Below are 23931 nucleotides of genomic sequence, written 5' to 3'. Positions count from 1 at the left end.
GGCGGACTCCCCTAAAAAAACAAGACTAAAAAATAAACAGGAAAAATGCAGTTAAACACTGTGCGCCTAAATACAAAGTGCACAACACCGTTCCTCTTCAATTCTTAATAAGGAACAACTCTTGGTGACAACGATTTTTTTACATCGTGACTCACGATCGCAGACTGGCTATTCTGATCGTGACGGGGGATCATATCGCAAAATGAAACGAAGATCCTCTTTCTTTTGCACAGTTTTTATGGTTTTTATCCACAGGCTTGCCGATTTGTGATAATTCACCAAATGAAATATGCAAAGGCGTTCTAGTGTACTTGAGTCGTCCTACAAATAGCAATTGGGGATAACTTTCTCTTTGCATAAATCTCTCTTTCTTATAGTAAGTGATCAAATATCTCTCATTTGATCCGCTAAAGATCCTTGCGCTTTCACCATGAGTCCGTATAATCTTGCACCCTGCGTGCTTGTACCAACAAAGTCACTTATTAAGACTTTTTTTAGGTCGCTAATAAGCGTACTCGTTGCGCATAAGTCAGGATTGATTATCGGGTTTGCTAAAAAAGACGACAAAAATCGGTACTTAAAGCGTCATCTTCATTGACGCATTTGAGTGATTTTATTACAATCCCGCATCTTTCCATCATTGATGCTGCGATTGAAGTACTGGTTTGTTTATTTATTGCACGCCTGTCTGTCAACGCATTTGCTGAATCAGTAATTATATTAAGTAGGTAGAAATCGCCATGAAACGCACTTTTCAACCGTCTGTACTGAAGCGCAACCGTAACCACGGCTTCCGCGCTCGTATGGCCACTAAAAATGGTCGTCAGGTTCTGGCTCGCCGTCGTGCGAAAGGCCGCGCTCGTCTGACCGTTTCTTCGAAATAATAAAAGCTAACCATTCCGTGGTTAAGCTCGCTTTTCCAAGGGAGTTACGTTTGTTAACTCCCAAGCATTTCAATTTTGTTTTCCAGCAGCCACAACGTGCGAGTTCTCCAGAAGTTACTATTTTGGGTCGCCAGAATGAGCTGGGGCATCCCCGCATCGGTCTAACAATCGCAAAGAAAAACGTTAAACGTGCTCATGAGCGCAATCGTATTAAACGATTAGCCCGTGAATACTTTCGTTTACATCAGCATGAATTACCGCCGATGGATTTTGTGCTATTAGTAAGAAAAGGGGTTGCTGAACTTGATAACCATCAATTGACGGAAGTGTTGGGTAAATTATGGCGTCGTCATTGTCGCTTGGCTCAAAAGTCCTGATCTTGCTGATTAGGGGCTATCAACTGGGGATTAGTCCTCTGTTGGGGCCTCGTTGTCGTTTTAATCCTACGTGCTCTCATTACGGAATTGAGGCATTGCGCAGGTTTGGAATGATAAAAGGTAGTTGGTTAACAGTGAAACGCATATTAAAATGCCACCCTTTACACGAAGGTGGTGATGATCCTGTCCCACCTAGAAAAAACGACGATAACAGAGAAAATTAACGATGGATTCGCAACGCAATCTTCTATTCATCGCTTTGCTGTTCGTTTCTTTCCTGATCTGGCAGCAGTGGGAGGGTGATAAAGTTTCACAAAACACCACCACTACCGCACAGGTCTCGCAACAAGCGGACGTGCCAAGCAGTGATAGTCTTGCTGTAACTGGTAACAGCAATGAGCAGGCAAAATTGATTACCGTAAAAACTGACGTACTTGATCTTCGCATCAATACTCAGGGCGGTACTATCGATGAGGCTGATTTGTTAGCCTATCCCGCCGAGCTTAATTCGACAACACCTTTCCGTTTACTGGAAACTACACCACAATTCCTGTATCAGGCTCAAAGTGGCTTAATCGGCCCAGATGGTCCAGATCAGAAATCTCGCCCAGTTTATAGTGCTGATAAAAACGAATTCGTACTTGGTGAAAATCAAGATGAATTACGCGTACCTATGACTTTCGTAAATGAAGAAGGCGTAAAATTCGTCAAAACCTTCATTCTAAAGAAAGGTCAGTACGATATCGGTATTGATTACAAAATTGAAAATACAACAGATAAAACATTGACCATGAACTTCTACGGTCAGTTAAAACAATCTGTAAAATTGCCAGAAAGCCGTGATACAGGTAGCAGCAACTTTGCGCTACACACTTATCGTGGTGCGGCATACTCATCAGATGAAACCAACTATAAAAAATACAGCTTTGGTGATATCGAAGATAAAAACTTATCTATAACCACCAACAATGGTTGGGTTGCAATGTTACAACAATACTTTGCAACAGCATGGGTTCCTTCTAAAGAGAGTCAGAACAATAGCTTCTACTCAATCACTTTAGAAAACAAATCTATTGCTCTGATTGGTTATAAATCAGCACCAGTGACAATTGCACCAAATAGCAGTGCTGATATCAGCTCAACATTATGGGTCGGTCCTGAAATTCAATCAGAAATGTCAGCTATTGCGCCACATTTAGACCTATCTGTAGACTACGGTTGGTTATGGTTTATCTCTCAGCCACTGTTTAAACTGCTGAAATTCCTTCACAGCTTTATCGGTAACTGGGGCTTCTCCATCATCATGATCACCTTTATCGTTCGTGGTATCATGTACCCGCTGACTAAAGCGCAGTACACCTCCATGGCGAAAATGCGTTTACTGCAACCAAAACTGGCTGCACTGCGTGAACGTATTGGTGATGACAAACAACGTATGAGCCAAGAAATGATGGCGTTATACAAACAAGAGAAAGTGAATCCTCTGGGTGGTTGTTTACCACTAATTATCCAGATGCCAATCTTCCTTGCGTTGTATTACATGCTGATGGGCTCTGTTGAATTACGTCATGCGCCATTTATGTTATGGATCCAAGACTTATCTGCACAAGATCCGTACTACATCCTGCCATTATTAATGGGTGTGACAATGTTCATCATTCAGAAACTGTCTCCTACAGCAGTGACTGATCCGATGCAACAAAAAATCATGACCTTTATGCCGGTTGTGTTTACTGTATTCTTCCTGTGGTTCCCATCAGGTCTGGTTCTGTACTATATCGTCAGTAACTTAGTGACCATTATCCAGCAGCAGTTAATTTACCGCGGTCTGGAAAAACGAGGCTTACACAGCAGAGACAAAAAATAAGGTCACATGAGGAAAAACCTCTTCCTTGGTTACATTCAAAGGAAAGTGACATAAAATAGCGAAGGCGGTCTACAATGACCGCCTTCTGTTTTTTATATTGATATGATTATTCTGATTAAGCGAGTACACCATGCATAGCACTGATACTATCGTCGCTCAGGCCACACCTCCGGGAAGAGGCGGTGTTGGTATCCTACGCGTTTCTGGCCCAAAAGCAGCACTTGTGGCACAAACTGTCTTAGGTAAATTACCTAAACCTCGTTATGCCGATTATCTGCCATTTCGCAATGATGATAACTCCGTGCTTGATCAGGGTATCGCCCTCTTTTTCCCAAACCCGCACTCATTTACAGGCGAAGATGTTCTAGAACTACAAGGTCATGGCGGCCCCGTTATTCTGGATTTATTACTAAAACGTATCTTACAAATTCCTGGTGTGCGAATTGCCAATCCTGGTGAGTTTTCTGAACGCGCATTCTTAAACGACAAACTCGACTTAGCACAAGCCGAAGCCATTGCTGATTTAATTGATGCCAGCTCAGAACAAGCGGCACGTTCAGCGATTAATTCATTACAAGGTGCATTCTCCTCTCATATTAACGAGATGGTAGAGTCATTAACTCACTTACGCATCTATGTTGAAGCGGCCATTGATTTCCCTGATGAAGAAATTGATTTTCTTTCTGACGGTATCATTGAAGGAAAACTTAATGCTGTTATTACAGAATTAGATAATGTTCGGGCTCAAGCACGCCAAGGCAGCTTACTGCGTGAAGGAATGAAAGTAGTTATCGCGGGTCGCCCTAATGCGGGTAAATCAAGCTTATTGAATGCATTAGCAGGCAGAGACGCGGCGATTGTTACGGATATTGCTGGTACAACGCGTGATGTATTGCGTGAACATATTCATATCGATGGTATGCCTTTGCATATTATCGATACAGCGGGTCTACGTGAAGCCAGTGATGAAGTTGAACGTATTGGTATTGAGCGTGCTTGGAAAGAGATTGAGCAAGCAGACAGAGTGTTATTTATGGTTGATAGCACCACAACTGATGCAACAACCCCTGAAGATATCTGGCCTGAATTTATGGCTCGTTTACCAAATACCTTGCCTGTTACTGTTATTCGTAATAAATCAGACTTAACGGGTGAGAATGTTGAGATCACGGCTCAAGGTAATTACCCGATGATCCGCTTATCCGCACGCGATGGAATGGGTATTGAATTGCTGCGCGATCACCTAAAAGAAGCTATGGGTTTTAATAGTAATACTGAAGGTGGTTTCTTAGCGCGTCGTCGCCACTTACAAGCCTTAAATACCGCAGCAGAGCACTTACAACAAGGTCATGAACAATTAGTTTATGCAAAATCAGGTGAATTATTGGCAGAAGAGTTAAGACTAGCTCAACAAGCGTTAAGTGAAATCACTGGTGAATTTACCTCTGATGACTTATTAGGCCGTATTTTCTCTAGTTTCTGTATTGGGAAGTAAAGTAACTCATCAATCAGAGAAATGTGGTAAAACCCTTCAAAACACATCAGAATAAGTAATTGTTTTTAATGGTTATTATTAATTTTTGTTGCGAAGCGGTTTTACTACATTTCACATGCTTTTGCTCCATTTTGCTAAAAATTGATCCCTATTTACTCCCAGTCAAGCTGATAGAGCCGTCAAGTTCATCGTAAAATCACTTTTCGGTAGCTTTTTGATAAAGTAAGTATCCCACCGCTATCATCGGAACGCCCTGATGATATAAAGAAATGGTTTTTTTTGATTGCTTTTCAATCTGTGAGTCGTATTTTGATCAAACATGCTTGGTGATCTTGATTATAAAACTATTTCTATTAAAGCATAAGCTTAAAGTTCTTTAATTTTGAGACGAAACTTGGAAGCTTCTGCTTTTGCAAGCAAGCTAAAAACTCATCTTGAGTCATTGGTGGTCTTTTCAACGAACCTCGTTGTTGCTAGGCAGCCTTGACGCAAGCACTGCTATCTAGCTCAAACATATCACATAAAAACTCATCTGGATGTATTGCAGAAAGACCTAGCGGATCAAGCTCCGTTGTAGGGAAGTCTTTTAGATTGAAGGTGATGATAGACTCTGCTCGTCCTTTAATAGCAGCGGCAACAACATGTCTATCATCAACGTCTGGCAAAGTTAAACCATCAACCAATGACTCATAACCTTCAACTAAGCAGTCAGGTACATGAGCGTTCATTAACTGCTTGGTTCTTTCTAGCCGCCCAAGATCGGCATCTGGGTTGTTCTTGATAAGATTACGAATCCATTCATCATGTATTTGCTCTGTCCATCGTGCTCTGAATAGCCCAGTGTTGGATAAATACATTAGGTAACTGCGAAGCGGAGCAGGATACATAACACATGCGTCTAAAATCACCGTATATGATGTCATTAATATCCCATATCCATTTTTTGATCCAATGCGGATAGTTCAGCAAGAGCTGCCAGTCGGTTTTCTTCTAAACGGTTTTTGTATTCCATAAGGTCAGCATAGGCTACCTTCCTACGGTTACCTGTGCGACTAAACGGAATCTCTTTAGAATCTAAGAGCTTAATAAATGTAGGACGAGACATATTTAGCATGTCAGCACCTTCTTGCGTTGTTAGTTCGGCATGAATGGGTGTAATGCTAACAGAGTTACCCTGACCTAATTGAGTAAGTACCTCAATCATCATATTTAATGCACTTGATGGGATCATGACTTCATGAGTCTTACCTAACTTATCGATAACATTGATCCTTTGAGCTCCGCCATTGGTTTCCATTACGGCTGACAACTCTTGACTACCAAGCTTAGCCAGCGCAATTTCTTCAGCGCTTGGTAATTTTGTAACAGTATTCATCGTATTTCTCTCTAGTTTCAAATTTAGATTATACAAATCAGTACATCACAACATTATCCGAAATATTCGAAAAAGTCAATATTCGAAATATTCGCAACAATAAGAGAGTTTACTGCATGAGATATCCCTAAAAACTTACCTCCAGAAGCGATTCGTTCCTTTCAATAAAGGGTTCTTCATGGTAAAACCTAACAAAAGGTTGCACTCCACATGTGCGCCAATAGCTTTCTAACACTTTGAGTATTTTTACATTTTTAGTTTCTGTATCGGGAAGTAATCACTAAGATTGGCCTGCTATACCGTGTAAATATGCTTTTAACGGTTATAGCAGGTAAATAATAAGCGATCGACATTGCACTTGGTAACGAATTTTTTCAACAAAGAGTAAATTAAAAAGAATTCACTTATTTTCTTTTTACCTTTTATATTCATATTAATAAATAATAATTGTTTATTTGTTTGCTAATTAACTAATTATTTCAACAACGCAAACGTTTACTTTCTCTTCTTTATTTTTTTCTAATAAAAATAGATTTTAAATATCGCATAAATACGCATCTTAATTATGCTTTTTAATGATCTAAATATAGTAAATCAACTAATGATAATGCTAAACTTCGTTTTTAGTTAACTGGGTAAATATCCCTCTTTTATTTAAGAGTCTATCGTGAGAACGCTTTACTTTACTGCACTGACAACAGGCATTCTTTCTGCCATTTGGGCATTTGTTGCTAATCAATTTGACTTATTAAGCTGGGCTGGCTTTTTAGGTTGTACCGCCTATTTTGCTTATCCTAAAGAGGGTATTAAAGGATTAGCCGTTACTATGGCAACCATTATGAGTGGCGTAATTTGGGCATTAGCGATTATTTATGGTAGCCAAGTCTTTAGTGATATATCTATTTTTGGGTATGCAGTAACAGGTGTTATTGCCTTTGTGATGTGTATTCAAGCTAAAAGTGCATTACTTGCTTATATCCCCGGCACATTTATTGGGGCATGTACAATATTTGCAGCACAAGGGGATTTAGCTCAAACCATCCCTTCATTAATCGTTGGTGTTTTATTTGGTTATTCGATGAAAATGAGTGGGCTTTGGGTTGCCAATAAATGGCCGAAAACAGCGTAATTTATTTATGCTAACACAAATCTAAAAGCGGTGTTTAGTCATGCTAAAGCCGCTTTTTTATCTCCTCAAAAGACATTATCTAAAATCAATCTAAGGTATATCCATAAGCGCTAATATTGATATTTTAAATTAATTTAATTAGAAGATAATTTATATTTAAAAAATCATATATTGGGCATTTAAAATGATAAAAATAAAGACATTTGTTATTAAAATTATAATTAACTAACAATATTTAATATTGTGCTTATTTTAAATTTCCGTCAAAAAATAAAGGGAGAAAAACACATTTAAAAGGAAATTAATTATGAGTGCAACACAATCAACAAACTACAATATTATCGTGATGTCAGATCCTCAGCCTTGGAGGCTAGACTTAGATAATAATGATCCTAATGATGATCAATCTCGTTGGGAATCAACGATAAAAAAAGTAAGGGATAGTATTCAATTATTACACCATGAAAAATCTTTTGTTTTTGGCATTATTAATGGTGATTTGACGGAGTTTGGTCGCCGTTATCAACGTGAAAGTTTTCGTTCTTTTTTTGCCCCTTCCCCCTTAGGGTTTATTACTTATGTTGGTCTTGGTAATCACGATTATCAAAATAACGTGGGTGATTGCTCCGAACCCAGTAATTCTGATTTAAGTATGAATGCTTGTGCACGAGGCATGGTATTTGATATGCATTATCGTATTGAAGAATACCGTGGTTATTCGACTTCAGGTAATTTTAGATATGACAGTAGCGAATATTCAGGCAGTAAAGCGTATTCGTGGGAATATGGCGATATTCATTTTGTCCAATTACAAAATTATCCCACTTATCATGTCGTACTCGACCACTGGGCAGCATCAACCATTAATGTGACAGACTCTATTGATTGGTTAGAAAAAGATTTAATCCAAGCACGGAATCGCAATAAAACTATTATTTTAAACTTTCATGATGGTCACCAACATTTTCCTGAAAACTCCTCACAAGAAGAACTCTCATTCTTTAAATATATGCTTGAGCATTATGGCGTGAAAGCGGTTTTCGTCGGCCATACGCATTATGTTGGGCAAGATAACCGTTATGGTGGTAGTGAAATATTTGGTGATGTTCCCGTTTATAACAGTGGCGCTTTATTTAAAGGGGATTACTTATCTGTTGGAGTTAATGGCTCACAACTCTCTATTGCTGTTTATAACGGACTATCAGGACAACCTCAATTAATCGAACAATGGAACTAATTTTAAACAAGGAGCGTTTGTTATGTATTTAAACCCATTAAAAGTCGCCATTAGTCCTTCATCACTACCCACAACACAGCCATTAATCTGTATCGACTACCAAGAACTCCAAGAAGGTATGTTGGATATGATTAACCGCAACAGTAATGTCTTACCCACCATTGTAGATAAATTCAATGAGCAAGATCCTTTAAATGCCCCCATGATTGTAGGGCAAACCGTCATCGGGCATATTATTGGCTTAATCCCTGTTGTCGGTGGTGCATTATCAAAAATCACCTCTGCGCTCTTTGGTTTGATGAATAAAAATATGAAAGATAGTTCGTTAGCTAATCAAATTATCGAACATGTCTCTCGTATTATTGACGCTAAAATCGCTGATAATAACGTTAAGATAATCAAACTTACCACAGAGGGAATATCTGACGTTTATCAGTTATTTTCTGATTCACTTGCTCGTTATCTTGATCCCACAATGCGTTATTCGGCTCAACAAAAACAAGATTTACGGGAACAAGTACTCAACCGTTTTGATGATGTCATTACTACTATTGTTTCTCAACAACCCTTAGTATTAAATTTAGCGCAATCAGCAGGCTTACCTTTTTATTGTCACTGTTGCGCCCTTTTTGTTGCGGCACACTACGATATTCTCACCAATAAAGATAAACTCGAGTTAAGTGATAATTACTTTAAAAGCAATCTAAAAACATTAAGAGAAAGTATAGATAAATTTAATAGTGCTATTCACACTACAATTTATCAGCAAACCTCTGGTGTATTTAAAGATGATTACAATAAAAGTAATACCTTTTTATCTGGTGTTTATATATCAGGATTATCTTTTTATCAGACTTGGATAAAAAAGAGTTTTGAAATCGAATTTAACATTCCTTTTTCTCGTTGGAATAGCTTAGAGCTATATGGAAACGATTATAGCCATGATCCTAAAATCAGCTATTACAAAGCTTATTTTGATATAGGCAAAGATATATTACACCGAACATCAATGTTACAGAGTATCGAAACCTATTCTCATATTGATGCCGTTATTCGTATTAAACACAACTACTTAAGTATTGAAAAAATAGCAGATAGTTCTCAATATGAAGGCTGTTATGGTGTAACCGGTGATAGCCGTGATGTATTAAAAACAGAAACCTTTTTTACGCCAGATAGCAGTAAGTCATATTTATCACCCAATCAAATTTTACCTTCTGTACGTTATATTTCTGACACCCCTTGGGGGGCATTACACTATATGGTACTTGATGACGTAAACAATAATAGTTTTACCATTGGTCAAGGCGGTCGCGAGAACAAGTCTTATCTCAATATTCCTGGTTACTGTTTTAATGGCGTAAACCTTTATTTAAGCCGACATAATGGCAAACAATGCCATGATGATTCTGGTGCTTGGCTAACAGAATCGGCACCTATATTCCGTTTTTATGACGGTTATGCGTCTCTTACGCTAGAAACTAAAAACCACTTACCGATACCACAAAAAAGCTATGAACTGGATTTAAATCATGGGTTTGATACGCAACTAAGTAAAGCTCAGTATGGGTATAGTGATATGCTGGTAGGTAAAAACTGTATTTTATTAAATCAAGAAGCCTATTTTTGCTTGCCTTCAGAAGAAACGATTGGAAAAACAGATAATTCACAAAAAATGAAGGTGTTATTACAGTGCGCAGCTGAAAGTGAACAATCACTTTCAGTTTCAGTGAGAACGGGTAATGCCATTAACGGTACATTAATTGCTTCAAATACATTTTCGCTTGGCCTAAATCAGGACAATGTCGTTTATAAAATAACGCCTCTACTTAATCATCCAGTAACAAATAACAAAGCCTATTTTCGTACTTATCAGCTTGAATTAGACTATTTATTCATACGTGAAAACGAATCCAATCTTTATTTTTATTTACACTTTTCTAAACCTGATACGGTATTAGCGGATATTACTGTGCTGTTTTAGCCATCAATTCTAATAAAAACACCTAAGTCAAAATCACACTTAGGTGTTTTCGTTAGCTCATTAATTTAATTGAAAATCTAATGCAACAATTAAAGGGTTCAATAGGCTTTCGGGTTTAGGGCCAATGGGTTTTACGCGTTTAACCGCCGCAATGGCCGCATTATCAAGAGAAGAAATACCTGAAGTACTTTCTATCTCAACCCTTGAAACCGTACCTTCTGATGTTAGTGAAAAACTCACCACTACCTGACCTTCATGTTGCATACGACGCGCTTGTGAGGGATAACGTTTATGGCGCTCTATTTCTCGACGCAGTGAACTAATATAGTGATTGTCAGATTCACCTTGCCCTATTCCTTTCTCGCTTAATGCGTGACTTCTTCCTGCTAACGAGCTTGCAGTATGTTGCGTTAAGCTTTCTGCCGATGATCCAGATGTCGTTTGCGCGATTTGGCTTTCTAAATCACGCTGTTTCATTGGCTCTACTTTTTTTTGTACAATAGGCTTCTTCACTGGTGTGATTGGTTTTATGGGTATAGGTTTTTCTTTGGGTTTTTCAGGTATTTTCTTGGGTACTTCAACAAACTCCCCTTTATCGGTACTTGGTAAAACAACGGGCGTTTCTTGAGGTTCCGTTTCCACTAAAGCCTCTGGTACGACTGTCGATTGTTGGGGAGGTGAAAATACCACTTGGTAAACGGATAATGTATTTTCTTGTTGCTGATGAATATGGTGCGCACTTTCTGTCATAGAAAGTGAACGTAACACCCAACTTAATATGGTGATATAAACTAACGATATCCCTATTAGCCAATAATAAATATTAAGCGGATGCCTGACAGAAAGTGCCAACATAAATAAAAGCTCCTTACTCTCTTTTAATTAAAATTGTGCAGTAACACCTAATCGGAACGTTCTTCCCGGTGCGGGCATACCTGATCGCGTTAATGGATCAATGTAATATTCGTTTAATAAATTACTGCCCGTTATTTCAAAAGATAAATTAGGGCTATATTGATAGTTAATATAGGCATCAACGGTAAAGACTTTTGCCCAACGCATCGGGTTATTATTTCTGCCATACATTTCTCTTGGTAATTTTTCTTTTAGCCATTTTTCATCTTTATTTTCTACTTCTGATGAATAGAGCCAACGGCTACCTATTTCTAATTTATTATCTAACCAACGAGTACCTAAATGTAAATTAACTGAATATTTAGGCTGAATAGAGGTACGTAAAAAACCACCGGGATACCCCCCTGTCATACACTCTTTAATACCCAAGAAACCAAAGGGATCATAGTTACTAAAAGCATTTTTATCGCATACCTTATTTTTATGACTATAAACAAGAGCGGTATCCATAAAGATAAAACCGTTATCAAAACGCGCTTGAACTTCCAACCCTTCTAATTTTTGCTTTTCAAATTGCCTAATTTGCCAATTCGCATCTCTATCAAACACATTTTCAATATTGGTATAAAAATAATTAATTTTAACGTCAGCATGGCGCTCTATATTAAGCCAATCGGTAAAATCAAACACGACCCCAAACTCTGTACTTTTGGCGCGTTCTGGTTTTAATTTAAAACCGTAATAACGAGCTTTAGAGCCTGAAAACCCGCTAGTATCTTCAAATAAATTAGGTAAACGCAGTTGCTCAGTATAGCGTCCATAAAAACGTAATATCTCGTTGGCATACACCGTCGCAGAAACTAGAGGTGAAAATGCCCCATGTTGATAGCTAGGCTCAGGTGCAAATTTATCTTTATCATCATCAAGATAAATAGGGATTGGATTTGTCACACCCATTTCATATTTATTAACTCGTTTACCTGTAATTGGATCGGGTACTTTTTCATTAGTATTAAGATGACCATTTAAGAACATATTGTTGCTTTTGGATAATTCGCCATTTTTGTCATAAAGTATGACGGTATATTCCGTGAGCATAGGACGTTCTTGAGAAGATTGTATATTGAGATTTCCTTGTTCATCTCGAAGAAAATCATCATGCATCATATTAACCTGAACACCTTTAATTTTATTACTATTAATAATCTTTTCTTTTATTTCAGGTAATAATTGTTCATATTCCGGATAAACAAATTTAGATCGTAAAAACTCACGCACTTTTTTGTTTATTTCTGGATAACGTCGATAATTTTTAAGCTCTTCAGGTAAGCTTTCTATCTCTACCCTATGGTAAGCCCTATATAATAAATATTCCTCAGCGGTTAATGTGCGTCGATAAGGAAGAATAAAGCCTCTTATTGAGGGAGATTTCTCATAACCCTTTACTTTATTTTTCCGCTTATTATTTAAAAAAGTATCTGTTAAATGATAATAATGATATTTGCCACCTGCAGTAATGGCTAACCAAGAAAGCGGTTTCCAATCAGTGGAAAGGGCTAAATTGACTTCATGACGTTGCCCCGCTCGCCCAGCGGTAACAAAATCAAGCCCCTCAGGTACATCAATTTCATCACTATTTAATTTTTCAAATTGATAATGACTGGAAAATGAAATGGAAAATTGAGGTGATAATTTAAATATCGAAGATAAATCAATACCGTAACGGTTATTTTCTTGATACAGAGAAGAAGTATCAATAAATCCAGTATCATAACTGAGTTCCCATTCGGTATTTCTATTAGCAAACGAATCAACTTTTTTTGGCTCTCTTGGCTTACCACCACGAGTATTGGTATGTCCTGTGGTTAAATTTCCCCACAATCTTAATAATAAATCTGCTTGTTTATTTTCTGGTTTATATTGATAAGTTAATACTCCTGCTTGTTGTGTAATATTTCCTAACGGCCATTGATTTACCAAATTTTTATCATAACGAACCCAACTTAAACGTGATGGCATAATATCGCCAAACAGTAAGTCTGTGTATCGGTAATTAATGGAAAAATGGTGCATTGATTCAGGAAATAATGTTCCTTTAACTAAAATAGAGCGACTGCGATTGGAAGTGTTCGGTACTTCATTATTTGGGCGATAAATATGAGCAATAAAAGGCAAATAAGGCTCAAAGTTTCTTCCCCCATCTTTTACATGAACTGATTCAAGTAAATCCTTATCTGTTTCACTATAATTTTTAGCATTTCTCTTTCCTGCAAAGTAATTTCCTTTTTCTCGTAATGCATAAGCAAATAATAAATTAAATTTTTCCTCTTCAAAACCTACCCCAAGACGAAATGAATAATCTTGAAAATTTTGTATTTTACTTTTTTGAGGGGTGATTTCTAAGGCAGGATCAATAATGTAAGCATTTTGCTGATAGAATTTCGGATAATAGCGATAATCTTCAATCATATTTGTATAAACTTCTTTATACCGTGTAGCGTTATTACTAATATCTCCTTTAAAATTAATCCCAAAAGAGTCACCGATAGGCACAATATCACGGATATCTAGGGTTTTTATTGCAATACCACCACCAATCCCTGTTTTCATATCTGGGGTTAATGAAGGACCTTTTTCAATATAGATACTACTAATCAGATTAGAATCAATATAGTTACGATTAGAGGCACCACTGTACCCACGATAAACAGTAATCGCCTGCTCTGTCCCATCAACAGTAACAGGAATTCGCCCTTGTCCTTGAATACCGCGAATATTCGGGTCAAGCGCCCCACCATTACGCGCTTCACCACTATAAACCCCAATTGCGCTTTTTAGTAAGTCCGCTGGCGATACCCCTTGATAACGCTCTAATAGTTCTTTGCCTAAATAAACATTAGAGACATCTTTTTCATACACTTGAGCATACCCTTGTTTATCTTTTTCTTTATTATCTGAAATTTGAATATGACCAAGATCGGTTTTATCTTCTTTGGCTTGCAGATAAAAGCAAGGGGAAAATAGTGAGAGAGAAACGAAGATTGAAACAATTTTCCACTTTCTAAAAAGCATTATATGCATTGTTTTACCTATTCAATTGATAAAGGAAGTAACTTATTTAATTAAAATTGTTTTTCTAATTTAAATAATACTTCATGTTGCTGATACTGATATAACCAATCCACATTGCTTAATCTTCGGGTATAACGTAATTCTATTGCGGGGTAAAACCCTAAAATAAAGGGTGATTTATTTTTAATATTAGTTGTAAAAACAAAGCTATTGTCTTTTCTTCTCTTTTTTAATAAAGGATTATAATTATTAAAGTGTTTAAGTTGATACTGTAAAAAAAGAGATACTTGCCAATTTTCTAACAATGGATAATAAACGCCTGTTTTTATACCATACAGCTGATAATTTAATAAAGTGTTTTTTTTACGACCTGATTGATAATTTAATTGATTAACTAAATGCACTCTATTATTTAAATAATAGTTATGATTAGTACTATAACTAAGCCGCTGACTATTTAAATTATTTAACGTTTTTTGATATTTCTTTATTTTATAATCCACACTTAAATTAATAGTTTGCTTTTTATTAAAAAAATAAAAAAATTGTGATTCACTTCCCCATGCTTGATATTCATATTGACCTTGTGATTTTTTTATTTCGTAATAAGGTGTTATTAACCATTGATATTGAGGTTTTTGATAGCGATAACCCAATTGTGTATATAATGCAAAAAAATTAGCGCTACGGTGGGAGTGATAATCTATATATCGTACATAATTATAAGAAGAAAAAGTATGATGAGAATAAATGATAAAAGGCTGATAAAAAGAAAAATAATGAGTAAGGCCTGTTGATGCAATGGGTTTAGCACCTCTTAGCGTCACTTTTCTTTGAGTAGATTGAGAGACGATTTGCTCAGGTAAATCAGGTGCATGGTTAATATTATCATCATAAAAGAAGCTAAGTTGATAGAAACGTTGGCCTTGAAAATAAGAGGCTAACTTAACCCTATAAAACTCAATAGATTGGATAATATCTTTAGGTAAATCAACCATATTACTTAATTGATTAAGTTGCTGCTGTGCTTTTTTATATTCCCGCAAATGAAAATAAAGTTGAATTAACCCTGTTTGCGCTGGGATAAAATCGGCTTTTTGCTTAAGTTGTTGCTGATAATAAAATTCAGCATTTAAAAAATCGCCTCTGTTTTGAGCCAGTAACGCCTTTGCATAATTGACAAGCAAGACTTCATATTGAGGCTGTTGTTGATAATAAAGCAATAATTGTTCGGCTTTTTGCCACTGCTGTTGTTGCAAATAGTGGTAAAGTTGCTGACCAATTTCCGCGACACTTCTTTTATTAAATTGATCACGCAATAATTTATCATTATTTTCTATCGCCATACTATTAAATGATAAAAAAATAAGTAGTAAAGCCAATAACCTTCTTATTAAAGGTCGATAATAATTCATGGTATATCCTTATAATAAAAACCGACCTATTCCTTAAGATCGGTTTATTTTTGATAAAAAAAAACAGATAACCCTATACCAGATTATCTGTTGCTAACATTTAGCTTAATGACCACTAATACCACTTTTAAAAGAATTAACCGATTGTATTACCAAACAAATTTATAATATTATTTTTGAAAAAATTAAGAAGCATCCGTGCTTGCTGGTGTTTCTTCACTTTCACTGCTATTTTTCGTACCACCAAAACCGATATCTTTTGTGTGATCCGAACTAAACACCACAATACCCGCTAACACTTCTGCGCTTTCACCAAAGAAAGCACCTTCAACAACCCCTGATGTTGTGCCCTCTTTCGCATCTGCAGAAAACGTTACTTGGTTATTTGCGGTATAAAGATTTCCACCTTCTAACTCAACTGTGCGTTGGCTATTCGCTAATGAACCTTCAATTTTCTTTTGTGAAAAATCAACATCAAACGTACCTGAAAGTAAGTTACTACCAGTGTATTGGCTAATACCTGTTACCGTATAAGTGGCACTATCTGTCGGTAATGTGGTTGTCACATCTTTACCGACATAATAGGTTTGATGTGTCGCATCCGTTGCTGATGTTGTTTTTGCCCAGTCACCAAAATAGACATTAGCATCCGTGATTTTAGCAAAATGAAAAACGCCCATATTACTGTGACTTGAGGGAGAATTAGCATTAGGTTGAATAGTATAAACACCATGAGTATCCGCTCCACCACTCATTCTTGGCGATGTTAGCGAAGCAAAACCAATTTTTTTTCCACCTCCGACGGTACTAATACCAACACCTGGTGCACCACCAGGCATTTGATGATCACCACGTTGGATAGGGTCACTTGCCCCCACTTCCATCGTCGTTAAAGGCCCGCTTTGATTAGAATGGATTTCTGCTTGTACAGCATGAGTGCCCATTAATATAAACAGTGCACCCATTAATTTATTCAGTTTCTTCATAATAATTTCCATATTATTTGTGTGAGGGTGTGGCTACTTATTATAAATAATAAGTAGCCACCTACAGAGGTATTACTATTTTATCTTTACAGCTTCACTTTCGAATATAAAGCTTGCTGTTTCTGGCGTAGGTAATATTAAATAAATCGCTTTTATTGTAAATAACAGATTTTAATTAAAAAGATTTTAATTAACCTTACTTATATTATGAGAATTAAATTAATTAAATGATTTAACTTAATTTTTTATTTAAACACATAAAAAAACAAAGAATATTTTATGTTTATTTTTGTGAACAAACTCGCAATTATTTATCTTTATTCGTTTCAAAACTAATTAATATTTATTAGGTGTCTTAGCTTTATTATAAGCTATATTTTAAAAATATAATCATTGCCAAAATTAAAGTCTTTTTTCATTCACTATATTTTATTTATTTCCTCAGGAATTATTTTTATAAAAATATCACGATCTTTATTCTGAATATTATTATTCCAAATAACACCTATTTCCCATTGTGTATACAAACCTGACAGTGGCAATAAAGTGACTTTTTGTTTGTCACAAATAAGTTCTGCATTTTTAGGCACCAATGCCATTCCTAATCCAGCAGCAACTAACGCTAACTGCGTTTGAATATCTTGCGATTGCTGTAATACACGGGGTTTTATTTGATGATGCTGCAAAAAATCATCGATTTGTTGATGCAGTTTTTTTCCTTTTTCAGGCACCAACTGAATAAGCCCAAGCGTATTAAAGTAGTGTAATGGATCATCATCAACCTCTAACACCCGAATAGTTTGCGTGGGGATTGCTAACATTAATCGCTCTTGTACTAATGAAATACCTTTTAATGGCGCTGTAACGGGTAAGCGTGAAAATGCAAGATCAAGCTCACCTAAAAGCAACTTATCTTCCATTTTGTTAGAAGGCATATCATCAATATGGACGGTAATATCAGGGTGAGCGTGATTAAATTTTGCCAATACTGGCGTAATAAAATTTAATGAGGACAAACTCAATCCTGCATAAAGTTCTGCTTTTTGGGGTTCACTTAATTGACGAGCCTGTTTTTCTAGAACTCGGGCTTCTCTCAAAACTGATTGAGATTGATTCAGTAAATACTGACCTTCAGGCGTTAATTTTGCACCATGACGTCCACGTTGAAAAAGAGTGATACCTAATTGAGATTCCAGCGTTTTTATCTGTTTAGTGAGTGCCGGCTGGCTAATACAAAGCTTTAATGAGGCTTCACCAAAATGTTCTGTTTCAGCTAAAACAACAAATGCGTTCAATAAACGTGTATCCATGATTAATCATTAATCCTACATTATTTTCCTTTATTATTATTCTAACATAAAATAAATAAATAAAATTAATAACCAAAAAATGCATTGATAAGCACTTATTCTTTACTTTTGATAACCTTTTGGAATGAAACAAGATAACAGCTAGAAATAACAGGGTTATACATCTCTGTTTCACGGAACAAATACCTTATTTTTTGGCATCATAATGGCAATCAAGGAGTATTTATGTCTGCTAAGTCCCTATTTATAATTCTTTCATTATTAGGATTATCGTTCTCTTGTTATTCAGGAGATGGACTGGTGGATAGAACATGGGGATCTTCTAGGCTTGATACGCAAAGTTATCGACAAGCATTAAGACAACCGACCGCAACCTCTCGATATACTCTTTTTAATATCACGCCAGATATGCCTGTTCCGGGTGGTGCAAGCCATTCTGATCCTCAAGGTATCCGTTATATTGCAATGAAATATGGCCCTTATGGTCAGCCTGAACACTATAAAACCTACCAAATTATGTTTTCTCACTATTCAAATAGTAGTACAAAAAAAGTTCGCTATTTAGGTGAGTTATATACTGTTGTCGGTGATATCTATTTAATTGATCCTTTTGCAACAACCAATGAATGGCAACGTGGTCGTAGCCAAATCGTTGAAGAGTACTATGAGATATTAGATGCTCACGGAAATAGAACAGGCAAAGGATTACGCTTTAATAATTGGGATAAACCAATTCATATAACCAAATGGTCATCAAATTAATATATTCTTAATCAATATTCCTTTTTATTAACTCTCTCTTAATGTCGTCATTTTTCCTTTTATTAAAATAAGTATTTTGAATATTAATCCACGTTAATACTTTCTAATTTTATATAAATAAAAAATATAAGTATATCAATAACTGACATTATTCTCTTAATTTCTATTTAAAATAATCATTAGCTTATGAAAATCATAGAATACTACTTCAAACAGTTTCGAACTATCGCATTGCCTGATCGAGTGTATTTAAAGAATAAATTTATTCGTAACTTAGGTTATCAACCCAACTTTAAAATACCGACATCACTTAATGAAAAAATCAATGCACGTATGCTATTCGATAGAAATCCAATTTATACGCGCTTAGCAGATAAAATCAAAGTCAGAGATTATGTCATCGAAAGGATTGGTCCGCACTATCTGGTTCCTATCATTAATACCTATTCTCATCCTGATGAAATCGATATCCCTCAACTTCCTTCACGTTTTGTACTCAAATGTAATCACGATAGTGGTAGTACAATTATCTGCCTTGATAAAGCAACTTTTGATTTTGAAAAAGCAAAGCAAAAGCTTCAATTTCATTTAAAACGTAATCTCTATCCCGTCACTCGTGAATGGCATTATAAAAACATCAAAGCTCAAATTATCTGTGAAGAATATATTGATTTATTTGATACACAAAATCCAATGATACCAACGACTTGTCGTCTTCACTGCTTTAATGGTCAGCCTCATTATGCTGAAATTGATATTTCTGATACCAAAGGGAATGAGTATATAAATGTGTACGATACAAATTGGCAGTTACAACCCATCACATTAGAAGATCCCAACACACCAGAACTTGTTGAAAAACCAACTCAATTTGAAAATATGTTGCAATTAGCCGCTAAAATGGCAAATGGCTTTAATTATTGTCGAGTTGATTTTTTAATGTCTGAAAATAGGCTTATCTTTAGCGAAATCACCTTTACCCCAAATGCAGGACGTATCCCTATCAAACCTAAAGAGTGGGATTACAAATTAGGGGCATTGTGGCCATAAAAGAGAAAATTAAATAGGTGTAAATTGTTACATAAAACGATTTACGCCTATTTTTAAAAATTTCATTTGATTTAGTCAATCTGTCAGTCGTTGTGGGTGCGTAAATACCGTCGCTCTTCCGCGACGACAAAAACCCACCAGCGTAACATTGTATTTATTAGCAACTTCAACCGCCAAAGAGGTCGCAGCAGAAACAGCAAATAAAATTTCTGCACCACACATAGCCGCTTTTTGTACCATTTCATAGCTTGCTCGGCTTGAGACCAATACCGCGCCTTCATGCCACTTTTCTTGTGCTTTCATACCTAAAAGCTTATCAAGCGCGACATGACGCCCGACATCTTCACATCCTCCTTGCATTTCACCTTCTGGCGACAACCAAACAGCAGCATGTGTACAACCCGTTAGCTCACCGATTTCTTGAACGGTTGTCATCTGCTCTAAGGCTTTATCAAGATTTGAAAGTGAGAACGTTTGTGTAAAAGGTAACGGTGTAATAGGTCGGAAAATCTCTTCTAGCTGTTCAGTTCCACAAATACCACAGCCAGTACGTCCTGTCATATTGCGGCGTCGCTCTTTTAATCCCATAAAGCGTCGGCTTGATAATTCAACTTGAACTTCAATGCCCCCGTTACAACTTTCCACAATTTCAATACTGCGAATTTCATTAGAAGACTCTATAATGCCCTCGGATAAAGAAAATCCGACAGCGAACAACTCTAAATTTTTAGGGCTTGCCATCATAACAACGTGAGAGATTCCGTTGTACACTAATGCAACAGGAACTTCGAGTGCAATATAATCGTCTTCTTGTATGCTAAGCGATCCTTTGTGTTGCACAATTGTTTGATCTACGCCAATGATTACACGTTTAGTTAACAATTTTGTCGATTTTGTTTCATCCATAAGATGAATTCCTAAATTTATTAATACATAATAACAATACGGGTAAAACGATTTTACACTACCTATCAGGCAATGAACCTGATCCTATTAAGGATAATAGGAATAAAAAAACAATCAGCTCCATTTTCGTGAAGAAAATCAGAGTCAGTAAAAGCAATGTATGATGAGGAGAGACCCCATGCAGGTCAGCAGAAGACAGTTCTTTAAGATCTGTGCTGGCGGTATGGCAGGTACTACAGCGGCGGCGCTCGGTTTTGCACCAGCAGTTGCGCTAGCAGGCTCACGTCAGTATAAATTACTGAGAGCCCGCGAAACCCGCAATACCTGTACGTACTGTTCTGTCGGTTGTGGACTATTAATGTATAGTCTGGGCGATGGCGCGAAAAACGCAAAAGAAACAATATTCCATATTGAAGGTGACTCAGACCATCCAGTAAACCGCGGCGCATTATGCCCTAAAGGTGCTGGTCTTGTGGATTTCATCCACAGTGAAGGTCGTTTGAAACACCCTGAATACCGTGCACCCGGCTCGGATAAATGGGTAAAACTCTCATGGGAAGAAACGTTTGATCGTATTGCGCGCTTAATCAAAAAAGACCGCGATGCCAACTTCCAGAAATTCAATAAAGAAGGTGTTGAAGTCAACCGTTGGTTAACAACGGGTATGCTTTGCGCCTCTGCAGCAAGCAATGAAACTGGGTTTTTAACTCAGAAATTCTCAAGAGCTCTTGGGATGCTGGCTGTCGATAACCAAGCGCGTGTCTGACACGGACCAACGGTAGCAAGTCTTGCTCCAACATTTGGTCGCGGTGCGATGACCAACCACTGGGTTGATATGAAAAATGCCAACCTTATCGTCGTTATGGGCGGTAATGCGGCAGAAGCACACCCTGTGGGATTCCGCTGGGCGATGGAAGCTAAAATCCATAATAACGCCAAGCTAATTGTTATTGATCCTCGCTTCACCCGTACTGCGGCTGTTGCGGATTTCTATACGCCTATTCGTTCTGGTACTGATATTACGTTCTTATCGGGCGTTATCTTATATCTGCTCGAAAATAAGAAATATCAAAAAGAATACGTTGAGGCCTATACCAACGCCAGCTTGATTGTCCGTGAAGACTATCATTTTGACGATGGTCTATTCAGTGGCTATGACGCTGAAAAACGTAAATACGACAAAACCACTTGGAACTACGAGATGGATGAAAATGGTTTCGCAAAACGCGACACCACATTACAACATCCTCGTTGTGTCTGGAATCTGTTAAAACAACACGTTAGCCGTTACACGCCTGATGTAGTTACTCAGATTTGTGGTACACCAAAAGATGATTTCTTAAAAGTCTGTGAATATATTGCTGAAACAGCAGCGAAAGATAAAACAGCATCTTTCCTGTATGCATTAGGCTGGACTCAACATACCGTTGGTGCTCAAAACATTCGTACCATGGCAATGATCCAATTACTGTTAGGTAATATGGGTATGGCTGGTGGCGGTGTTAACGCACTACGTGGTCACTCCAATATTCAAGGCTTAACTGACCTCGGTCTATTATCTCAAAGCTTACCAGGCTATATGACGCTGCCTTCTGAAAAGCAGACTTCATTAGAAACCTACTTAGCTGCAAATACGCCAAAAGCAACAGTACCAGGACAAGTTAACTACTGGGGCAATTATCCTAAATTCTTCGTCAGCATGATGAAGACATTCTATGGCGATAATGCTCAACGTGATAATGATTGGGGCTTCTCACTATTACCTAAGTGGGATAAACCTTACGATGTTCTGCAATATTTTGAGATGATGGATAAAGGTGAAGTCAATGGCTATATCTGCCAAGGCTTTAACCCTGTTGCCTCATTCCCGAATAAGAACAAAGTTATTCGTTCATTATCAAAACTGAAATTCCTTATCACTATGGATCCGCTAAACACGGAAACAGCGTGTTTTTGGCAGAATCACGGTGAAGAGAACGACGTTAAAACTGAAGATATCCAGACCGAAGTCTTCCGTCTACCAACAACCTGTTTCGCAGAAGAAGACGGTTCTATCGTTAACTCTGGTCGCTGGTTACAATGGCACTGGAAAGGCGGTGATGCGCCAGGTGTTGCTATCCCTGATGCTGAGATTTTATCTGGTATTTTCCATCGTTTACGCCAACTCTATAAAGAGGAAGGCGGTGCGATGCCAGAACAGGTGTTGAATATGACTTGGGATTATTTTGATCCTGATAATCCAACATCCGCAGAAGTGGCACAAGAAAGTAATGGTAAAGCCTTAGTCGATTTAAAAGACGCTGATGGCAATATCATTCTGAAAAAAGGTCAACTGCTTAGCTCATTTGCTCAGTTACGTGATGATGGTACAACCGCGAGTGGCTGTTGGATCTTCGCAGGTAGCTGGACAGAGAAAGGCAACCAAATGGCTAACCGTGATAACTCAGACCCATCAGGGTTGGGTAACACATTAGGTTGGGCATGGGCATGGCCTCTTAACCGTCGCATTATTTATAACCGTGCATCGGCAGACCCACAAGGTCAACCTTGGGATCCTAAACGTAAGTTAATCGAATGGGATGGCAGCAAATGGACAGGTATTGATGTACCTGACTATAGCAACGCTGCACCGGGTTCTGATGTTGGTCCATTTATTATGCAGCCGGAAGGTATGGGACGTCTGTTTGCTATCGATAAGATGGCAGAAGGTCCATTCCCTGAACATTATGAGCCAATTGAAACACCATTGGGTACTAACCCACTGCACCCGAATGTGGTTTCAAACCCAGCAGCACGTGTCTTTGAAGATGACTGGAAAGATATGGGTAAAGCAGAAGACTTCCCATATGTCGGTACAACTTATCGTCTGACCGAACACTTCCACTTCTGGACTAAGCATGCGCGCTTAAATGCGATTATTCAGCCACAACAATTTATTGAAATTGGTGAGCGTTTAGCCGCAGAAAAAGGCATTGTTCAAGGCGATACAGTTAAAGTCAGCTCAAAACGTGGTTATATCAAAGCAAAAGCGGTGGTCACTAAACGTATTAGAACCCTTGATGTTGATGGGCGCAAAGTGGATACCATTGGTATTCCTATTCACTGGGGCTTTGAAGGTGTTGCAGTGAAAGGCTTTATTGCGAATACGTTAACGCCATTCGTGGGTGATGCGAATACACAAACGCCTGAGTTTAAAGCGTTCCTTGTTAATGTGGAAAAGGTGTAAG

Annotated in this window: 19 protein-coding genes; 11 read left to right on the top strand and 8 right to left on the bottom strand. The window is 37.4% G+C overall.

Going from position 1 to position 23931, the window contains the following annotated elements:
- The first annotated feature begins 740 nt into the window (after positions 1 to 740).
- The 5 genes from rpmH to mnmE all read left to right on the top strand — a co-directional run bounded on the left by rpmH (position 741) and on the right by mnmE (position 4623).
- On the top strand, positions 741 to 884 hold the full coding sequence (gene rpmH, locus F1325_RS19090; protein ID WP_004246509.1) for a 50S ribosomal protein L34: 144 nt from the start codon (positions 741 to 743) through the stop codon (positions 882 to 884).
- 17 nt (positions 885 to 901) lie between these two features.
- Positions 902 to 1261, top strand: coding sequence for a ribonuclease P protein component (gene rnpA, locus F1325_RS19085; protein ID WP_071788569.1), 360 nt, complete (start codon positions 902 to 904; stop codon positions 1259 to 1261).
- Complete coding sequence (yidD, locus tag F1325_RS19080; RefSeq protein ID WP_072070482.1) at positions 1225 to 1485, top strand: membrane protein insertion efficiency factor YidD; 261 nt, start codon at positions 1225 to 1227, stop codon at positions 1483 to 1485. Before rnpA ends, yidD begins: the two co-directional genes overlap by 37 nt.
- A gap of 2 nt (positions 1486 to 1487) precedes the next feature.
- The gene (gene yidC, locus F1325_RS19075) at positions 1488 to 3128 is read left to right on the top strand and encodes a membrane protein insertase YidC (RefSeq protein WP_023583364.1); all 1641 of its coding nucleotides are present in this window, start codon (positions 1488 to 1490) and stop codon (positions 3126 to 3128) included.
- Between the two features lie 130 nt (positions 3129 to 3258).
- Positions 3259 to 4623, top strand: a complete 1365-nt coding sequence (gene mnmE / locus F1325_RS19070; protein WP_160230849.1) for a tRNA uridine-5-carboxymethylaminomethyl(34) synthesis GTPase MnmE — start codon at positions 3259 to 3261, stop codon at positions 4621 to 4623.
- A 473-nt stretch (positions 4624 to 5096) separates the two neighbouring features.
- Here mnmE and F1325_RS19065 read toward each other — a convergent pair whose 3' ends face one another.
- Complete coding sequence (locus F1325_RS19065) at positions 5097 to 5546, bottom strand: PIN domain-containing protein (protein ID WP_244185060.1); 450 nt, start codon at positions 5544 to 5546, stop codon at positions 5097 to 5099.
- Positions 5546 to 5998 (bottom strand): helix-turn-helix domain-containing protein, encoded by a 453-nt coding sequence (locus F1325_RS19060; RefSeq protein ID WP_160230848.1) that lies wholly within the window; start codon positions 5996 to 5998, stop codon positions 5546 to 5548. The genes F1325_RS19065 and F1325_RS19060 overlap by 1 nt, the downstream gene beginning before the upstream one ends.
- A gap of 667 nt (positions 5999 to 6665) precedes the next feature.
- On the opposite strand from F1325_RS19060, the gene F1325_RS19055 reads away from it, so the two are divergent.
- From F1325_RS19055 to F1325_RS19045, 3 genes are all read left to right on the top strand, one after another.
- Positions 6666 to 7127 carry a DUF1097 domain-containing protein gene (locus F1325_RS19055; protein ID WP_109373355.1) on the top strand — a complete coding sequence of 154 codons (462 nt, stop codon included), beginning with the start codon at positions 6666 to 6668 and terminating at the stop codon, positions 7125 to 7127.
- Positions 7128 to 7434: 307 nt separating this feature from the next.
- Positions 7435 to 8364, top strand: coding sequence for a metallophosphoesterase (locus F1325_RS19050; protein ID WP_109373354.1), 930 nt, complete (start codon positions 7435 to 7437; stop codon positions 8362 to 8364).
- Between the two features lie 22 nt (positions 8365 to 8386).
- Positions 8387 to 10348 (top strand): hypothetical protein, encoded by a 1962-nt coding sequence (locus F1325_RS19045; RefSeq protein ID WP_196573842.1) that lies wholly within the window; start codon positions 8387 to 8389, stop codon positions 10346 to 10348.
- 60 nt (positions 10349 to 10408) lie between these two features.
- Here F1325_RS19045 and F1325_RS19040 read toward each other — a convergent pair whose 3' ends face one another.
- The 5 genes from F1325_RS19040 to F1325_RS19020 all read right to left on the bottom strand — a co-directional run bounded on the left by F1325_RS19040 (position 10409) and on the right by F1325_RS19020 (position 17986).
- Positions 10409 to 11203, bottom strand: coding sequence for an energy transducer TonB (locus F1325_RS19040; protein ID WP_109373353.1), 795 nt, complete (start codon positions 11201 to 11203; stop codon positions 10409 to 10411).
- Positions 11204 to 11230: 27 nt separating this feature from the next.
- Positions 11231 to 14284 carry a TonB-dependent receptor domain-containing protein gene (locus tag F1325_RS19035; RefSeq protein WP_160230847.1) on the bottom strand — a complete coding sequence of 1018 codons (3054 nt, stop codon included), beginning with the start codon at positions 14282 to 14284 and terminating at the stop codon, positions 11231 to 11233.
- Between the two features lie 41 nt (positions 14285 to 14325).
- Positions 14326 to 15690, bottom strand: coding sequence for a porin family protein (locus tag F1325_RS19030; RefSeq protein ID WP_160230846.1), 1365 nt, complete (start codon positions 15688 to 15690; stop codon positions 14326 to 14328).
- A 185-nt stretch (positions 15691 to 15875) separates the two neighbouring features.
- Complete coding sequence (locus F1325_RS19025; protein ID WP_109373350.1) at positions 15876 to 16676, bottom strand: Slam-dependent surface lipoprotein; 801 nt, start codon at positions 16674 to 16676, stop codon at positions 15876 to 15878.
- 422 nt (positions 16677 to 17098) lie between these two features.
- On the bottom strand, positions 17099 to 17986 hold the full coding sequence (locus F1325_RS19020) for a LysR family transcriptional regulator (RefSeq protein WP_109373349.1): 888 nt from the start codon (positions 17984 to 17986) through the stop codon (positions 17099 to 17101).
- A gap of 225 nt (positions 17987 to 18211) precedes the next feature.
- Here F1325_RS19020 and umoA point away from each other — a divergent pair, with 225 nt between their 5' ends.
- Positions 18212 to 18748: a UmoA family flagellar biogenesis regulator gene (gene umoA, locus F1325_RS19015; RefSeq protein ID WP_109373348.1), complete on the top strand. Its 537-nt coding sequence runs from the start codon at positions 18212 to 18214 to the stop codon at positions 18746 to 18748.
- A gap of 186 nt (positions 18749 to 18934) precedes the next feature.
- Positions 18935 to 19798, top strand: a complete 864-nt coding sequence (locus F1325_RS19010) for an ATP-grasp fold amidoligase family protein (RefSeq protein WP_160230845.1) — start codon at positions 18935 to 18937, stop codon at positions 19796 to 19798.
- Between the two features lie 75 nt (positions 19799 to 19873).
- On the opposite strand, the gene fdhD is transcribed toward F1325_RS19010, so the two are convergent.
- Positions 19874 to 20704, bottom strand: coding sequence for a formate dehydrogenase accessory sulfurtransferase FdhD (gene fdhD / locus F1325_RS19005; protein ID WP_109373346.1), 831 nt, complete (start codon positions 20702 to 20704; stop codon positions 19874 to 19876).
- Between the two features lie 178 nt (positions 20705 to 20882).
- Between fdhD and fdnG the strand changes: the two genes are divergently transcribed.
- Positions 20883 to 23930 (top strand): formate dehydrogenase-N subunit alpha, encoded by a 3048-nt coding sequence (gene fdnG / locus F1325_RS19000; RefSeq protein ID WP_109373345.1) that lies wholly within the window; start codon positions 20883 to 20885, stop codon positions 23928 to 23930.
- Position 23931 lies beyond the last annotated feature (1 nt).

It is taken from the genome of Proteus columbae (assembly GCF_009914335.1).
GTDB lineage: Bacteria > Pseudomonadota > Gammaproteobacteria > Enterobacterales > Enterobacteriaceae > Proteus.
Note: the sequence above shows the minus strand (reverse complement) of the source record. Positions and strands in the feature narration are given on the sequence as shown.

What these genes read in the sequence shown, in the direction of transcription:
- rpmH (WP_004246509.1), top strand. Translation starts at nt 741, where the DNA reads ATGAAACGCACTTTTCAACCGTCTGTACTGAAGCGCAACCGTAACCAC.
- yidD (WP_072070482.1), top strand. Translation starts at nt 1,225, where the DNA reads ATGGCGTCGTCATTGTCGCTTGGCTCAAAAGTCCTGATCTTGCTGATT.
- yidC (WP_023583364.1), top strand. Translation starts at nt 1,488, where the DNA reads ATGGATTCGCAACGCAATCTTCTATTCATCGCTTTGCTGTTCGTTTCT.
- mnmE (WP_160230849.1), top strand. Translation starts at nt 3,259, where the DNA reads ATGCATAGCACTGATACTATCGTCGCTCAGGCCACACCTCCGGGAAGA.
- F1325_RS19065 (WP_244185060.1), bottom strand. Translation starts at nt 5,546, where the DNA reads ATGACATCATATACGGTGATTTTAGACGCATGTGTTATGTATCCTGCT.
- F1325_RS19060 (WP_160230848.1), bottom strand. Translation starts at nt 5,998, where the DNA reads ATGAATACTGTTACAAAATTACCAAGCGCTGAAGAAATTGCGCTGGCT.
- F1325_RS19050 (WP_109373354.1), top strand. Translation starts at nt 7,435, where the DNA reads ATGAGTGCAACACAATCAACAAACTACAATATTATCGTGATGTCAGAT.
- F1325_RS19045 (WP_196573842.1), top strand. Translation starts at nt 8,387, where the DNA reads ATGTATTTAAACCCATTAAAAGTCGCCATTAGTCCTTCATCACTACCC.
- F1325_RS19040 (WP_109373353.1), bottom strand. Translation starts at nt 11,203, where the DNA reads ATGTTGGCACTTTCTGTCAGGCATCCGCTTAATATTTATTATTGGCTA.
- F1325_RS19035 (WP_160230847.1), bottom strand. Translation starts at nt 14,284, where the DNA reads ATGCATATAATGCTTTTTAGAAAGTGGAAAATTGTTTCAATCTTCGTT.
- F1325_RS19030 (WP_160230846.1), bottom strand. Translation starts at nt 15,690, where the DNA reads ATGAATTATTATCGACCTTTAATAAGAAGGTTATTGGCTTTACTACTT.
- F1325_RS19025 (WP_109373350.1), bottom strand. Translation starts at nt 16,676, where the DNA reads ATGAAGAAACTGAATAAATTAATGGGTGCACTGTTTATATTAATGGGC.
- F1325_RS19020 (WP_109373349.1), bottom strand. Translation starts at nt 17,986, where the DNA reads ATGGATACACGTTTATTGAACGCATTTGTTGTTTTAGCTGAAACAGAA.
- umoA (WP_109373348.1), top strand. Translation starts at nt 18,212, where the DNA reads ATGTCTGCTAAGTCCCTATTTATAATTCTTTCATTATTAGGATTATCG.
- F1325_RS19010 (WP_160230845.1), top strand. Translation starts at nt 18,935, where the DNA reads ATGAAAATCATAGAATACTACTTCAAACAGTTTCGAACTATCGCATTG.
- fdhD (WP_109373346.1), bottom strand. Translation starts at nt 20,704, where the DNA reads ATGGATGAAACAAAATCGACAAAATTGTTAACTAAACGTGTAATCATT.